The following is a 15,142-nucleotide window of genomic DNA, read 5'->3' as shown; positions in this document are numbered from 1 at the left end:
GCGGCACCCCACCATTGTGCCTGCGAGTCGGCCGGACAGGCGCATGATGCCTTGAGGAGCCGGCACCCGCTCCATCCCATCTGCGAAAGGCCATCACGCGACCATGCCGAGCGCCGGATTTGTTCACCTTCACGTTCACTCGGCCTATTCGCTGCTCAAGGGCTCGATCAAGATCGGCAAGCTCGCCGAGCTTGCCAAGAAGGACCACCAGCCGGCGCTGGCGCTGACCGACACCGACAATCTGTTCGGCGCGCTGGAGTTCTCCGACAAGATGGCGGGCTCCGGCATCCAGCCGATCGTCGGTTGCGAGCTGGCGATCGATTTCGGTGACCAGGATCCGAATGCGCGCAATGCGATGGGACCCTCGCGTGTGGTGCTGCTGGCGGCGCAGGAGCCCGGCTATCGCAGCCTGATGCGGCTGAACTCGCGCGCATTCCTGGAATCGCCGGACAGCCATGCTCCGTTCATCAAGTTCGACTGGTTCGAGGGCGAGACCGAGGGGCTGATCGCGCTGACGGGCGGACCGGACGGGCCGATCTCGCTGGCGCTGGCCGGGGGGCATGCCGAGCTCGCCGCGACGCGCTGCGAGCGTCTGGCGGGCCTGTTCGGCGATCGCCTCTACATCGAATTGCAGCGCCACAACACCGAAAAGGAGCGGCGCGTCGAAAGCGGCCTGATCGACCTCGCCTACGCCAAGGGACTGCCGCTGGTCGCGACCAACGAGCCGTATTTCGCCTCGACCGACGATTACGAGGCGCATGACGCGCTGCTCTGCATCGCCGGCGGCAGGCTGATCGCCGAGACCGAGCGCGAGCAGCTCACCCCCGATCATCGCTTCAAGACCCGCGCCGAGATGGCGGTGCTGTTCGCCGACATTCCGGAGGCGCTGGCCTCGACGGTCGAGATCGCCGAGCGCTGCTCGTTCCGCCCGATGACGCGCAAGCCGATCCTGCCGTTCTTCACCGTCGGCGCCGCGCAGAGCTCGGACGCCGCCGCAGTCGAGGCGGCGGAATTGAAGCGCCAGGCCGAGGAGGGGCTCGCCAGGCGCCTCGGCGTCCACGGCCTGTCGCAGGGCACGACGGAAGAGACCTACGCCAAGCGGCTCGCCTTCGAGCTCGATGTCATCACCCGCATGAAATACGCGGGCTACTTCCTGATCGTGTCCGACTTCATTAAATGGGCGAAGAGCCAGGGCATTCCGGTCGGGCCGGGCCGCGGCTCGGGCGCTGGCTCGCTGGTCGCCTGGGCGCTGACCATCACCGACCTCGATCCGATCAAGTTCGGCCTACTGTTCGAGCGCTTCCTCAATCCCGAGCGCGTCTCGATGCCGGACTTCGACATCGACTTCTGCCAGGACCGCCGCGGCGAGGTGATCCAATACGTGCAGCAGCGCTACGGCCGCGACCAGGTCGCGCAGATCATCACCTTCGGAACGCTGCAGGCGCGCGGCGTGCTGCGCGACGTCGGCCGCGTGCTGCAGATGCCCTATGGTCAGGTCGACAAGCTGACCAAGCTGGTGCCGCAGAATCCGGCGGCCCCGGTGACGCTGGCGGCCGCGATCGAGAGCGAGCCGAAGCTGCAGGCGTTCCGCGATGAAGATCCCGTGGTGGCGCGCGCCTTCGACATCGCCCAGCGCCTCGAAGGCCTGACCCGCCACGCCTCGACCCACGCGGCCGGCATCGTGATCGGCGATCGTCCCCTGAGCGAGCTCGTGCCGCTCTACCGCGATCCCAAATCCGACATGCCGGTGACCCAGTTCAACATGAAGTGGGTCGAGCCCGCCGGCCTCGTCAAGTTCGACTTCCTCGGCCTGAAGACGCTGACCGTGCTCGACGTCGCGGTGAAGCTGTTGAAGCCGCGCAACATCCATGTCGATCTCGCCACGCTGCCGATCGACGATGCCGAGAGCTACCAGATGCTGGCCCGCGGCGAGGTGGTCGGCGTGTTCCAGGTTGAAAGCCAGGGTATGCGGCGCGCGCTGGTCGACATGCGCCCGGACCGTTTCGAGGACATCATCGCGCTGGTGGCGCTGTATCGCCCGGGCCCGATGGCGAACATCCCGACCTATTGCGCGCGCAAGCACGGCGACGAGGAGCCCGAATATCTGCATCCCGTGCTGGAACCGATCCTCAAGGAGACCTTCGGCGTCATCATCTACCAGGAACAGGTGATGCAGATCGCGCAGGTGATGTCGGGCTATTCGCTCGGGGACGCCGACCTGCTCCGCCGCGCCATGGGCAAGAAGATCCGCGCCGAGATGGACAAGCAGCGCGACATCTTCGTCGCGGGTGCAGTGAAGAACGGCGTGCCCAAGGCACAGGCCGAGACCATCTTCGAGCTCTTGGCGAAATTCGCCGACTACGGCTTCAACAAGAGCCATGCGGCGGCCTATGCGCTGGTCTCCTACCACACCGCCTACATGAAGGCGCATTATCCGGTGGAGTTCATCGCGGCGTCGATGACGCTCGATCTCAACAACACCGACAAGCTGTCCGAATTCCGCTCCGAGGCGCAGCGCCTCGGCATCAAGGTCGAGCCGCCGAACATCAACCGGTCGGGCGCGACCTTCGACGTCGGCGAGAAGACGATCTACTATGCGCTCGCCGCGCTGAAGGGCGTCGGCATCCAGGCGATCGAGCAGATCATCGAGGAGCGCACGAAGCGGGGCTTGTTCACCTCGCTCGCCGACTTCGCCGCGCGGGTCAATCCGCGTGCGATCAACAAGCGCATCATCGAAAGTCTCGCCGCCGCCGGCGCCTTCGACACGCTCGAGCCGAACCGCGCCCGCGTCTTCGCCGGCGCGGATTCGATCCTGGCCGCCTGCCAGCGCGCGCATCAGGCCGAGACCATCGGCCAGAACGACATGTTCGGCATGTCGGCGGATGCGCCGACCATCATGCTGCCGCAGATCGAGCCGTGGCTGCCGGCCGAAAAGCTCCGCCGCGAATACGACGCCGTCGGCTTCTTCCTGTCGGGCCATCCGCTCGACGATTATGCCACCGTGCTGAAGCGGCTGCGGGTGCAGAGCTGGGCCGAATTCTCGCGCGCGGTGAAGACCGGCGCCACCGCCGGCAAGGTCGCAGCCACCGTGGTCTCGCGCATGGAGCGGCGCACCAAGACCGGCAACAAGATGGGCATCATGGGGCTCTCCGATCCCACCGGCCATTTCGAGGCGGTGCTGTTCTCCGAAGGGCTCGCGCAATATCGCGACGTGCTGGAGCCGGGCGCCGCCGTGCTGCTGCAGCTGGGCGCCGAGCTGCAGGGCGAGGACGTCCGCGCCCGCGTGCTGCATGCCGAGCCGCTCGACGATGCCGCCGCCAAGACGCAGAAGGGCCTGCGCATCTTCCTGCGCGACACCAAGCCGCTGGACTCGATCGCCAAACGTCTGGCCGGCCCCGACATGGCCGCATCGAATGGTGCCGCGCCGAAGATCGGCAGTCCGGGCATAGCGCCGCGCTCCAATGGCGACGGCGAGGTATCGCTGGTGATGATGCTCGACCTCGAGACCGAGGTCGAGATGAAGCTGCCCGGCCGCTTCAAGGTCTCGCCGCAGATCGCCGGCGCGATCAAGGCGGTCGCGGGCGTGGTGGACGTGCAGCAGATCTAGCGTTGCGCGTACCGCCGCAAACCAAAGCTTAACTAACAAGCTCACGCATGGTTTCGAAGCCTGCCCGGCACAGCTATCAGTTGTTGCCCGGCGCGAAACCAAGGAAGAAGAACCATGTGTGACAAATGCTCCGAAAATCTGCATCAACCGCGTGCTCCCTCCCGCCGCTCGATGATGCTTCTCGCCGCCTCCGCACTCGGGGCCGCGGCGTTTGGCGGGGCCGCAGTGGCCAAGGAAACCAAGCCTCCGCCGAAACCTCAGAACGTGCTGTCGCCCGATGCGGCGCTCAAGCGGCTGATGGAGGGCAATTCGCGCTATGTATCGGGCGTGTCGCGCCGCCACGACTTCACCCATGAGCGCGAGGCTCTGGTCGGCGGCCAGAATCCCTACGCGGCCGTTCTGAGCTGCGCCGATTCACGGATCGCGCCCGAATATGCCTTCGACAGCGGACGCGGCGATCTGTTCGTGTGCCGCGTCGCCGGAAACTTTGCCGGCGACGAAACCATTGCGAGCATGGAGTACACCGTCGCGGTGCTCGGCACGCCGCTAATCCTGGTGCTCGGCCACGACAATTGCGGCGCGGTCGATGCGACGATCAAGTCGCTGAAGGACGACAAGCCGCTGCCGGGACACATCCCCTCGCTGGTCTCCGCGATTGCGCCGGCGGTGAAGACGGCGGCCCAGCAAAGCGGCAATGCGCTCGACAACGCCATACGTCAAAACGTGATCGATAACGTTGCCAAGCTGAAGTCGGCGGCGCCGATCCTCAACGCGGCGGTCGAGCAGGGCAAGCTCAAGGTGGTCGGCGGCATCTACCGGCTGAGCACGGGGGCCGTCGAGTTGCTGGCCCAGGGCTGAAGCCCGGCATTGAGCACCGGGCGTCATGTGCAGCAGTTCTGACGCCCGGGCTGCACCTTGCATCAATCGTCCCACGACGTTGTTGCAACCTATCGATGATGCCAGCTACATGCTGCCATAGGTGCGCTGCACGACGGATGCTCGATCGGATCGCATAAGGCCGCGGGTTGAAGGAGCCTTACGCCGTTTTGAGGCTGACCCGGCGCTGACGCGAGCAGCCGCGTGGCCACGCCACCGCCTCAATCCGGGCTTTTCGTTCAACCGCCGTTCAGGCGGCCGCGCGCCTGATGCGTCGTGGGACCTCAACAACGATAACGGGCAAGCAAGCCATGCGTGGGACGTTCAGAGTCTTCATCTGCCTTCTCCTGCCGATCGTCGTGCTTGCCGGCGGCGCGCCGGACGCAGCTCGCGCCCAGCAGCCGGAAAAGCGCATCGCGCTCGTGGTCGGCAACGGGGCCTATGCCAAGTCGCCGCTGGCGACCACCGCCAACGATGCCGGGCTGATCGCGCAGACGCTGCAAGCGGCCGGCTTCGATGTCGTCGGCGCGCGCGATCTCGACGGCGACACGCTGCGCAAGAGTTTTCGCGACTTCATCCAGAAGGCCCAGGCCTCCGGGCCGGGAACAGTTGCGATGATCTATCTTGCCGGCTACGGCGTGCAGCTTGCCGGCGAGAACTATTTCATCCCCGTCGATTCCAACATCACCCGCGACACCGACATTCCGACCGAGGCCTTGCGCATCGGCGACTATGTGCGACAGCTTGCGGCCATTCCACTCAAGGCCAACATCGTCGTGCTCGACGCGGCCCGCGCGCAGCCATTCATCGAGGGCGGCCAACCGATCGCAAGCGGTCTGGCGCTGGTCGAGCCGGAGCCGAACATGCTGATCGCCTTCAACGCGGCGCCCGGCACCGTGGCACCCGAGGAGCCGGGGCCGTACGGCATCTATGCGCAATCGCTGGCGGAGATGATCCGCACCGGCGGCCTGCCGCTGCCCGAGGTATTCGACCGCGTCCGCCTACGCGTCAACGAAGCCAGCAAGGGCGCGCAGGTGCCCTGGAACGAGCAGAAGATCTCCGCGCCATTCTCGTTCTTCGAGCGCGGGCCCGATGCGCCACCGCCGGCGGCTGCACCGGACCAGGTCGCTGCCATCCGCAACAAGCCGATCCGCGATCTCGGCGTGCAGGATGCCTATGCTGCCGCGCTCGAGCGTGACACACTGCCGGCCTATGAGGAATTCCTCGCGGCCTATCCGAATGATCCGCTCGCAAAGCGCGTGATGGCGATCGTGGCAGCGCGCCGCGAAGCCATCACCTGGCGGCGGACCTACCGGACCGATACGCCGGAGGCCTATTGGTCGTATCTGCGCCGCTATCCGCGCGGGCCGCACGCGGCGGATGCGCGCCGGCGCCTCGCGATCCTCACCGCGCCGGTCGAGCCGCCGCCGAGCTTTGCGATGATCGACTACGACGTGCCGCCGCCGCCGCCCGAGGAGGTGGTCTATGTCGACCGTCCGGTGCTGTATTTCAGCGATCCCGATTTCGGATTCGCGGCGCCACCGCCGCCACCGGTCTATTATCTGCCGCCGCCACCGCCGGATTTCGTCGTGCTGCCGCCGCCGCTGCCCGTGGTCGGCCTGTTCGTGCTGCCGCAGCCGGTGTTCGTGCCGATCCCGGTGTTCGTCAGGCCGCCGGTCTACGTCGCGCCGCCGCCGAACAACATCATCTACCAGAACATCCACAATACGACGGTGATCAACACCGTGATCAACCAACCGCCGGCACCTGCGCCGGGCGTCGGGCCGGGGGCCGGTCCAGCCGCTCTGGCTCCGGCGATCGCCGGCCGTGCCAACCCGGTAGCTCCGGCCGTGCCGCAGGCGGTCGCGCAGCGCGCCGCCCTGATCCAGCAGGGCAAGGCACCGATGCCTCCGAGCGCGACGATCCAGCCGACCGCAAGGACTGCAACGCCTCCGACGACGCCGACCGCCGTCGCGCCGACCGCAGCACCAACCATCGCGCCACAGACCAGGTTGCCACAGGCCAACACGCTGCCGGTCCCCGGTGCCCAGGGCGGGCCGCCAACGCCGGCCCCGGGGGCAGGGAACCTGCCGGGCGGCAGGCCCGCTCCGACAGCGACTGCTCCCACGAGCTCGCCGACCCATCCAGGAGCGCCGACCACCGCATCTCCCGCTGCGCCGCCGCCGGCTCGTCCCAATACGCCAACGGCTGCCGCGCCGGCGACCGTCGCGCCCAACGCGACAAACCCTGCTGCTGCGACCGGCCAGCCGTCGAAGCTCCCGGCGGCGCAGACACCGCCCGGGACCGCACCGGCAGACCGCGCCAAGTCTGCAGTCCGCGAGCCGGCTGGCGCGCCGCCGCCGGCAGTTGCCGGCAAGCCGGGCACAGTTCCCGGTGCCGTTCCTGGCGCTGCGGGAAGGCCCGTTCCACCGCCGCCATCGGCCGCGCGCGAGCCGATCAGGCCGCAGAATCAGCCGCCGGGTGCACCGGCGCAGGCCACCCGGCCGTCCGCGCCACCAGCGCGCCCCCAAGCGGTGGCGCGACCAACACCTCCGCCGCCGCCCGCGGCCATCGCGCGTCCGGCACCACCACCTCCGCCGCGTGTCGCACCGCCTCCGCCGGCACGGGTGGCTCCGCCCGTGGCGGCTGCGCGGCCGGCGCCTCCTCCGCCTATGGCGCGGCCCGCGCCGCCCCCGCCGGTCGCCCGGCCGGCACCACCGCCGCCTCCGCCGCGGATGGCCGTCGCGCCACCGCCGCGCCCGGCGCCACCACCTCCGCCGCGACCTGCGGCACCGCCTCCGGCGGCTGCGAAGAAGTGCCCGCCCAACCAGCCGAGATGCTAGCCGGGCTCCAATCCAGCGGCAGGGTTTGACGGGGGGCTCTCCGGAGGGGGGCCCAGGCGGGCGAAAACCGCCCCCGAAAGGCCCTTATTTCCTTGCTTCTGGCCGAAATTGCGCTATAGAGCGCGCCATCTCACACGGAAACATGGCTCGCAAGGCCGTCCGGTGGCAACCGGGGCGAGAACGCTCCGTTTTGCTCACACGTTTCCGGAGGAACCAACCGGAGAATTAGAACGATGGCGCTACCCGATTTCACCATGCGTCAGCTGCTCGAAGCTGGCGTGCACTTTGGTCACCAGTCTCACCGCTGGAATCCGAAAATGGCTCCGTTCATTTTCGGCACCCGCAACAACATCCACATCGTCGACCTCGCCCAGACCGTCCCGATGCTGCACCAGGCCCTCCAGGCCGTCAGCGACACGGTGGCCAAGGGCGGTCGCATCCTGTTCGTCGGCACCAAGCGCCAGGCGCAGGACGGCGTTGCCGATGCGGCCAAGCGCTGCGCGCAGTATTTCGTCAATTCGCGCTGGCTCGGCGGCACGCTGACCAACTGGAAGACGATCTCGGCCTCGATCAAGCGCCTGCGTCACCTCGACGACGTGCTGTCGGGCGGCGAAGCCAATTCCTACACGAAGAAGGAGCGCCTGACGCTTCAGCGCGAGCGCGACAAGCTCGACCGTTCGCTCGGCGGCATCAAGGACATGGGCGGTCTGCCCGACCTCATCTTCGTGATCGACACCAACAAGGAAGACATCGCGATCCAGGAGGCTCAGCGGCTCAACATCCCGGTCGCCGCGATCGTCGACACCAATTCGGACCCGAAGGGCATTACCTATGTGGTGCCGGGCAATGACGACGCCGGCCGCGCCATTTCGCTGTACTGCGACCTGATTGCGCGTGCGGCGATCGACGGCATCTCGCGCGCCCAGGGCGATTCGGGCATCGACATCGGCGCCTCGGTTCGTCCGGCCGCCGAAGAGCTGCCGGCTCCGTCGTCAAGCGGCTTCCAGGGCCTTGCAGGTCCGCGCGGCACCGCCGACGACCTCAAGAAGCTCCCGGGCGTGTCGGGTGCGATCGAGAAGAAGTTCAACGACCTCGGCATCTTCCACTACTGGCAGCTCGCCGAGCTCGACCACGACACCGCGCACACGATCGGCGAAGAAGTCGGTCTTCCGAGCCGCGCGGATGCCTGGGTCGCCAAGGCCAAGGCGCTGACCGCGGAAGCGGAATAGTCAAAAAGAGCGATGGGTTGGCCGGATAGGATCCGGCCACCATTTCAGTTGACGCGAATTCCTGAGATGGACCGCGGCGGGGCAGTTGGATGCCACGCCGCGGCAAACCGGCAGGCACAAAGGATTTTCAACAATGGCAACGATCACAGCTGCGATGGTCAAGGATCTGCGCGAGTCCACCGGCGCAGGCATGATGGACTGCAAGGCCGCGCTGACCGAGAACGACGGCAACATGGAAGCGGCGCAGGATTGGCTGCGCAAGAAGGGTCTGTCCAAGGCCGCCAAGAAGTCCGGCCGCGTCGCGGCGGAAGGTCTGATCGGCGCGCTCACCAAGGGCAACAAGGGCGTCGTGGTCGAGGTGAACTCCGAGACCGACTTCGTCGCACGCAACGGCCAGTTCCAGGGCCTGGTCAAGATGATCGCCCAGGTCGCGTTCGACACCGGCGCCGATGTCGAGAAGATCAAGGCCGCCAAGGTCGGTGACGTCACGGTCGAAGCCGCGATCAACGACGCGATCGCCACCATCGGCGAGAACATGACGTTGCGCCGTGCCGCTTCGCTCGAAGTGAGCCAGGGCGTCGTAGCGCACTACATCCACGGGGCCGTCGTCGACGGCGCCGGCAAGATGGGCGTGATCGTGGCGCTGGAATCGCCGGGCAAGGCCGACGAGCTCGCGACCCTCGGCCGCCAGATCGCGATGCATGTCGCGGCCACCAACCCGCTGGCGCTCGATCCGTCCGGCCTCGATCCGGCGGTCGTCAAGCGCGAGAAGGACGTGCTCGCCGACAAATATCGCCAGCAGGGCAAGCCCGAGAACGTGATCGAGAAGATCGTCGAGTCCGGCCTCAAGACCTATTACAAGGAAGTCTGCCTGCTCGAGCAGGCCTTCATCCATGACACCGGCAAGTCGGTGGCGCAGGCGGTGAAGGAGGCCGAGGGCAAGGTCGGCGGCGCTGTGAAGATCGCTGGCTTTGTGCGCTATGCTCTCGGTGAGGGAATCGAGAAGCAGGAAAGCGACTTCGCAGCCGAGGTCGCCGCGGCCAGCGGCAAGAAGTAAGCGCCGGAAAGTTCCTTCCGGCGTGCCGCCGGAAGCGGCGTCCGGACAAGGAAATTGCTCATGACTGATCCGGTCTATCGTCGCGTCGTGATCAAGCTGTCCGGCGAATATCTCGCGGGACAGCAGGGGTTTGGCATTGATCAGCCGACCGTCGACCGGGTTGCGGACGATCTGATCGCCGCCCGTCATCTCGGCACCGAGGTTGCGGTCGTGATCGGCGGCGGCAACATGGTCCGCGGCGTCGAGGTCTCCTCCCGCGGGGTCTCGCGCACCACCGGCGACACCATGGGCATGCTCGCCACCATGATGAACTGCCTCGCGCTGGAAGCGGCGATCGAGCGCAAGGGTACGCCGGCGCGTACGCTGTCGGCCTTCGTTATGCCCGAGATTTCCGAGCTGTTCACCCGCACTGCGGCGCACAAATATCTCGCCGAAGGCCGGATCGTGCTGCTCGGCGGCGGCACCGGCAATCCGTTCTTCACCACCGATACGACCGCGGTGCTGCGCGCCGCGGAGATCGGCGCTCAGGCGGTCCTGAAGGCGACCAATGTCGATGGCGTCTACTCGGCCGACCCGAAGACGGATCCGGGCGCGACCCGTTTCGACCGGTTGACGCATTCGCAGGCGATCGAGGGCGGCTACAAGGTGATGGATGCGACCGCCTTCGCGCTTGCCCGCGAGACGTCGCTGCCTATCATCGTGTTCTCGATCGCGGAGCCGGGCTCGATCGGTGCGATTCTGCGTGGCGTCGGCCACGGAACCATCGTCGCCGGCTGACGGCTCGGCTGCCGCGCCTTGAACGGAAGGGCGTAGGAGCAGTCGCCGGGATTTTGAAGGAGAAACGTGATGGCCACGGGTAATTTCGACCTCAACGAAGTGAAGCGCCGCATGCAGGGCGCCGTTCAGTCGCTCAAGCACGAGCTCGGCGGCCTGCGGACGGGGGGCGCCTCCGCCTCGATGCTCGATCCGGTGCAGGTCGATGCCTATGGCAGCCACATGCCGCTCAACCAGCTCGCCACCGTCAGCGTGCCGGAGCCGCGCCTGATCTCGGTGCAGGTCTGGGACAAGTCGATGGTCAAGGCGGTGGAAAAGGCCATCGTCGATTCCAATCTCGGCCTGTCTCCCGCGACCGAGGGCCAGGTGCTGCGTCTGCGCATCCCCGAGCTCAACGAGGAGCGGCGCAAGGAGCTGGTGAAGGTCGCGCACAAATACGCGGAAGCTGCCAAGGTCGCCGCGCGTCACGTCCGCCGCGACGGCCTCGACGTCCTCAAGAAGCTCGAGAAGAATCACGAGATGTCGGAGGACGATCAGAAGCGTCACGCCGACGAGGTGCAGAAGGCGACCGACGGCACCATCGCCGAGATCGACCAGCTGCTGGCCGCCAAGGAAAAAGAAATCCTGACCGTTTAAGGCTGCCATCATGTCCAACGCCGCCGCGCCTGCAACGGAAGGATCCGATCGGTCCGACGCGCCTGCGCATGTCGCCATCATCATGGATGGCAACGGGCGTTGGGCCGCCGCGCGCGGTTTGCCGCGTGCGGAGGGGCATCGCCGCGGCGTCGAGGCGCTGCGCCGCGTCGTGCGTGCCTCGCACGAGCTCGGCATCCGCTATCTCACCATCTTCTCCTTCTCGTCGGAGAACTGGTCGCGTCCGGCGAGCGAGATCGGCGATCTCTTCGGCCTGCTGCGCCGCTTCATCCGCAACGATTTGGCGAGCCTGCACCGCGACGGCGTCAAGGTCCGCATCATTGGCGAGCGCGAGGGGCTCGAGAGCGACATCTGCGCGCTTTTGAACGAGGCGGAGGAGCTGACGCGCGACAACACGCGCCTCACGCTGGTCGTCGCCTTCAACTACGGCTCGCGGCAGGAGATCGCGAAGGCGGCGCAGAAGCTCGCCCGCGAAGTTGCGGAAGGCAAGCGCGACCCCGATACGATCGACGCCGAGACGCTCGGGGCGCATCTCGATGCGCCCGACATTCCCGATCCCGATCTCATCATCCGCACCAGCGGCGAGCAGCGGCTGTCCAATTTCCTGATGTGGCAGGGCGCTTATAGCGAACTCGTGTTCGTGCCGATCCACTGGCCCGATTTCGACAAGGCGGCGCTGGAAAGCGCGATCGCCGAATTCGCCAGGCGCGAGCGCCGTTTTGGCGGTCTGGTCGCGAAAACCGCCTCGTGAGCGAACAAGACGCCGCACCGGCGGGCGCCAAGCCTGCCCCGAGCAATCTGGCGATGCGAGTGCTCGCAGCGCTGGTGCTGGCACCGTTGACCATTGCGATCGCCTACGTCGGTGGCTGGCTGTGGGTGCTGCTCGTCACCCTGGTCTCGATCGGGCTGTTCGCCGAATGGCTGATCGTGGTCGGCGCAGGCTCCGCCGCGCTGACCGGGGCGGGAACGGTCGTCATCGCCATGATGGGCGCCGCGATCGCCTTTGGCGGGCTCAAGACCTCGGTCGTGGTCGGCCTCGTCGGCGGCGCGATCGTGACGCTGATCGCGCGCGGCAAGTTCGTCTGGGCGGCCACGGGATTTGCCTACGCAGCCGCAGCGCTGCTGGCCTCGATCCTGGTCCGGAAGGATCTCGTTAACGGCTTCTCCGCACTGATGTTCGTGCTGCTCGTGGTGTGGGCGACGGATATCGGCGGCTATTTTGCCGGCCGCAGCATCGGCGGGCCGAAGCTGTGGCCGCGCGTGAGCCCGAAGAAGACCTGGGCCGGAGCGCTCGGCGGCTTCGTGGCGAGCCTTGCGGTGGCCGGAGGTTTTGCCGCGTGCGGGATCGGGAAGGCGGTTCCGCTGCTGCTGGTCAGCGCCGTCCTGTCGGTGGTCTCGCAGGCGGGCGATCTGTTCGAATCCGCGGTGAAGCGGCGCTTCGGTGTCAAGGATTCCAGTCACTTAATTCCCGGCCACGGCGGGCTAATGGACCGCCTGGACGGATTTATCGCCGCCATCCTGGCGGCCTGGTTTATCGGCTTCCTCCGCCATGGTGTGCATAGCGCCGGAAGCGGTCTTATGGTTTGGTGAGGATATGAGCGCGGTCCCATTGCGAAACAACAAGACTGTGGCGTCCGACGTCCGCAGCGTCACGGTTCTCGGCGCCACCGGCTCGATCGGCGACAGCACGATGGATTTGCTGCGCGCCTCGCCCGAGCGCTACCGCGTCGAGGCGCTGACGGCGAACGGCAATGTCGAAGCACTGGCGAAGCTCGCCAAGGAATTTTCCGCGCGTTACGTCGCGATCGCCGACACCTCCAAGCTCGCCGAGCTCAAGGCCGCGCTCGCGGGGACCAGCACCGAATGTGGTGCCGGCGAAAGCGCGGTGATCGAAGCCGGCGCGCGTCCGGCCGAGTGGGTGATGGCAGCCGTGAGCGGCGCCGCCGGACTGAAGCCGGCACTCGCCGCGGTCGATCGCGGCGCGCATGTCGCACTGGCCAACAAGGAATGTCTGGTCTGCGCCGGCGATTTCTTCATGCAGCGCGCGGCCAAGGCGGGCGCCTGTATCCTGCCGGCCGATTCCGAGCACAACGCGCTGTTTCAGGCGCTGAGCTCGGGCAATCGCGACGAGCTCGTCCGCGTCATCATCACCGCCTCGGGCGGCCCGTTCCGCACCTGGAAGCCCGCGGACATCGAGCAGGCGACCCTCGCGCAGGCCCTGAAGCATCCGAACTGGAGCATGGGCCAGAAGATCACGATCGATTCCGCCTCGATGATGAACAAGGGGCTCGAGGTGATCGAGGCCTCCTATCTGTTCGCGCTCACGCCCGACGAGATCGACGTCCTGGTCCATCCGCAGTCGATCATCCACGGCATGGTCGAGTTTTCCGACTGCTCGGTGGTCGCCCAGCTCGGTGCGCCCGACATGCGTACCCCGATCGCGCATTGCCTCGGCTGGCCCGACCGCATTAAGGGGCCGGCGGCCAAGCTGGACCTTGCCAAGATCGGCCAGCTGACCTTCGAGGCGCCCGATTTCGAGCGCTTCCCCGGACTTCGGCTGGCTTACGATTCACTCCGGACCGGGAAGGGGGCGACCACCGTCTACAACGCCGCCAACGAGGTCGCGGTCGCCGCGTTCATCGCCGGCAAGATCCGGTTCGGCGCGATTGCCCGGCTGGTGGAGGCGACGCTGGACGACTGGATCCGCAGCGGGAACCAGGCACCCCTGACGTCCGCCGATGATGCAATCTCTGTTGACCATGTTGCGCGAAATAGAGCTGCCGCCCTATTGCCTCAAATTGCCTTAAAGGCATCCTAGATGGTTCGGGGCCAGGGCCTTGCGGCGCTGGATGAGGGAATTCGATGATCGACTTTTTCGCCCATAGTTTCAATACGTTGAGCCATGGGATCCTGGGTTATGCCGTCCCCTTCCTGTTCGTCCTGACGATCGTCGTGTTCTTCCATGAGCTCGGCCATTTTCTGGTCGCGCGCTGGGCGGGCGTTCGCGTCTTGACCTTTTCGCTCGGCTTCGGACCTGAGCTGGTCGGCTTCAACGACCGCCATGGCACGCGCTGGAAGATCTCGGCGATCCCGCTCGGCGGCTACGTCAAGTTCTTCGGCGACGAGAGCGAGGCCTCGACGCCGTCGGCCCAGACGCTCGCGGCCATGACGGCCGAGGAGCGCGCCGGCAGCTTCCACCACAAGAAGGTGGGCCCGCGCGCCGCCATCGTCGCGGCCGGCCCGATCGCCAATTTCATCCTGGGTGCGCTGATCTTCGCGGGCATGGCGCTGTACTACGGCAAGCCGAGCACGATCGCGCGCGTTGACGGCGTCGTGGCCGATGGCGCTGCGGCAGCGGCGGGCTTCAAGGTCGGGGACGTCGTCATCCAGATCGACGGAAAGCCGATCGAGAGCTTTGCCGACATGCAGCGAATCGTTGCGATGAATGCCGGTTCGGCGCTTGCGTTCCAGGTGAAGCGGGACGGCGCCATCGTCTCGCTGACGGCAACGCCGGCGCTGCTCGAGCGCAAGGATCCATTTGGCAACAGCCATCGTCTCGGCGTGCTCGGCGTCGAGCACAAGGCCCAGGCCGGCGAGGCCTCGACCGCGCCGGTCGGCGTCGCCGAGGCGCTCAAGATCGGCGTCGAGCAGGTCTGGTTCATCATCACCAGCACCTTCAAGTTCCTGGGGTCGCTGTTCGTGGGGCAAGGCAACCCCAACGAGGTCAGTGGCGTCCTGGGAATCGCGAAGATGTCGGGGCAGGCGGCCAGCGCCGGGTTCCAGTTCGTGATCAATCTGTGCGCGGTGCTATCGGTGTCGATCGGCCTGTTGAACCTGTTCCCGATCCCGCTGCTCGATGGCGGCCACCTTATGTTCTATGCGGCGGAGGTGGTCCGTGGCCGGCCCTTGTCCGAGCGGACTCAGGAAATGGGGTTCCGAATCGGGCTCGGTTTGGTGCTGATGTTGATGGTGTTTGCGACCTACAACGACATCCTGCGAATGGCGGCGTCTTGATGGAGGCTTTTTTGTGGCGTTGCTGTTGAGCAACGTCTTGGAATGAATTTGAAATTACGGCGCTTTCGGCCGTTTGCGGCGTCGGGGA

11 protein-coding genes are annotated in these 15,142 nt (G+C 66.6%); all 11 read left to right on the top strand.

Annotated features, from left to right (window positions below; all coding sequences use genetic code 11):
- Positions 1-103: 103 nt before the first annotated feature.
- The 11 genes from dnaE to rseP all read left to right on the top strand — a co-directional run bounded on the left by dnaE (position 104) and on the right by rseP (position 15,054).
- On the top strand, positions 104-3,607 hold the full coding sequence (gene dnaE, locus X268_RS16745) for a DNA polymerase III subunit alpha (RefSeq protein ID WP_128925969.1): 3,504 nt from the start codon (positions 104-106) through the stop codon (positions 3,605-3,607).
- 114 nt (positions 3,608-3,721) lie between these two features.
- Positions 3,722-4,465 (top strand): carbonic anhydrase, encoded by a 744-nt coding sequence (locus X268_RS16740; RefSeq protein ID WP_128925968.1) that lies wholly within the window; start codon positions 3,722-3,724, stop codon positions 4,463-4,465.
- A gap of 329 nt (positions 4,466-4,794) precedes the next feature.
- Positions 4,795-7,326: a caspase family protein gene (locus X268_RS16735; protein WP_128925967.1), complete on the top strand. Its 2,532-nt coding sequence runs from the start codon at positions 4,795-4,797 to the stop codon at positions 7,324-7,326.
- Positions 7,327-7,559: 233 nt separating this feature from the next.
- On the top strand, positions 7,560-8,555 hold the full coding sequence (locus X268_RS16730; protein ID WP_128925966.1) for a 30S ribosomal protein S2: 996 nt from the start codon (positions 7,560-7,562) through the stop codon (positions 8,553-8,555).
- A 133-nt stretch (positions 8,556-8,688) separates the two neighbouring features.
- Positions 8,689-9,612, top strand: coding sequence for a translation elongation factor Ts (gene tsf / locus X268_RS16725; RefSeq protein ID WP_128925965.1), 924 nt, complete (start codon positions 8,689-8,691; stop codon positions 9,610-9,612).
- A gap of 60 nt (positions 9,613-9,672) precedes the next feature.
- Positions 9,673-10,389 (top strand): UMP kinase, encoded by a 717-nt coding sequence (gene pyrH, locus X268_RS16720; protein WP_128925964.1) that lies wholly within the window; start codon positions 9,673-9,675, stop codon positions 10,387-10,389.
- Between the two features lie 69 nt (positions 10,390-10,458).
- Positions 10,459-11,022, top strand: coding sequence for a ribosome recycling factor (frr, locus tag X268_RS16715; protein ID WP_128925963.1), 564 nt, complete (start codon positions 10,459-10,461; stop codon positions 11,020-11,022).
- A 10-nt stretch (positions 11,023-11,032) separates the two neighbouring features.
- The gene (locus X268_RS16710) at positions 11,033-11,791 is read left to right on the top strand and encodes an isoprenyl transferase (RefSeq protein WP_128925962.1); all 759 of its coding nucleotides are present in this window, start codon (positions 11,033-11,035) and stop codon (positions 11,789-11,791) included.
- The gene (locus tag X268_RS16705) at positions 11,788-12,630 is read left to right on the top strand and encodes a phosphatidate cytidylyltransferase (RefSeq protein ID WP_128925961.1); all 843 of its coding nucleotides are present in this window, start codon (positions 11,788-11,790) and stop codon (positions 12,628-12,630) included. The genes X268_RS16710 and X268_RS16705 overlap by 4 nt, the downstream gene beginning before the upstream one ends.
- Positions 12,631-12,634: 4 nt before the next feature.
- Positions 12,635-13,858 (top strand): 1-deoxy-D-xylulose-5-phosphate reductoisomerase, encoded by a 1,224-nt coding sequence (gene dxr, locus X268_RS16700; RefSeq protein WP_128925960.1) that lies wholly within the window; start codon positions 12,635-12,637, stop codon positions 13,856-13,858.
- Positions 13,859-13,902: 44 nt separating this feature from the next.
- Positions 13,903-15,054, top strand: a complete 1,152-nt coding sequence (gene rseP, locus X268_RS16695; RefSeq protein WP_128925959.1) for an RIP metalloprotease RseP — start codon at positions 13,903-13,905, stop codon at positions 15,052-15,054.
- Positions 15,055-15,142 lie beyond the last annotated feature (88 nt).

It is taken from the genome of Bradyrhizobium guangxiense, assembly GCF_004114915.1.
In the GTDB taxonomy this organism is placed as follows: Bacteria; Pseudomonadota; Alphaproteobacteria; order Rhizobiales; family Xanthobacteraceae; genus Bradyrhizobium; species Bradyrhizobium guangxiense.
The sequence above is the reverse complement of the archived record's forward strand: the minus strand, read 5'-3'. Positions and strand labels throughout refer to the sequence as shown.

Coding starts and splice junctions, on each gene's coding strand:
- X268_RS16710 (WP_128925962.1), top strand. CDS start 11,033: ATGTCCAACGCCGCCGCGCCTGCAACGGAAGGATCCGATCGGTCCGAC.
- frr (WP_128925963.1), top strand. CDS start 10,459: ATGGCCACGGGTAATTTCGACCTCAACGAAGTGAAGCGCCGCATGCAG.
- tsf (WP_128925965.1), top strand. CDS start 8,689: ATGGCAACGATCACAGCTGCGATGGTCAAGGATCTGCGCGAGTCCACC.
- dnaE (WP_128925969.1), top strand. CDS start 104: ATGCCGAGCGCCGGATTTGTTCACCTTCACGTTCACTCGGCCTATTCG.
- rseP (WP_128925959.1), top strand. CDS start 13,903: ATGATCGACTTTTTCGCCCATAGTTTCAATACGTTGAGCCATGGGATC.
- pyrH (WP_128925964.1), top strand. CDS start 9,673: ATGACTGATCCGGTCTATCGTCGCGTCGTGATCAAGCTGTCCGGCGAA.
- X268_RS16740 (WP_128925968.1), top strand. CDS start 3,722: ATGTGTGACAAATGCTCCGAAAATCTGCATCAACCGCGTGCTCCCTCC.
- X268_RS16735 (WP_128925967.1), top strand. CDS start 4,795: ATGCGTGGGACGTTCAGAGTCTTCATCTGCCTTCTCCTGCCGATCGTC.
- dxr (WP_128925960.1), top strand. CDS start 12,635: ATGAGCGCGGTCCCATTGCGAAACAACAAGACTGTGGCGTCCGACGTC.
- X268_RS16730 (WP_128925966.1), top strand. CDS start 7,560: ATGGCGCTACCCGATTTCACCATGCGTCAGCTGCTCGAAGCTGGCGTG.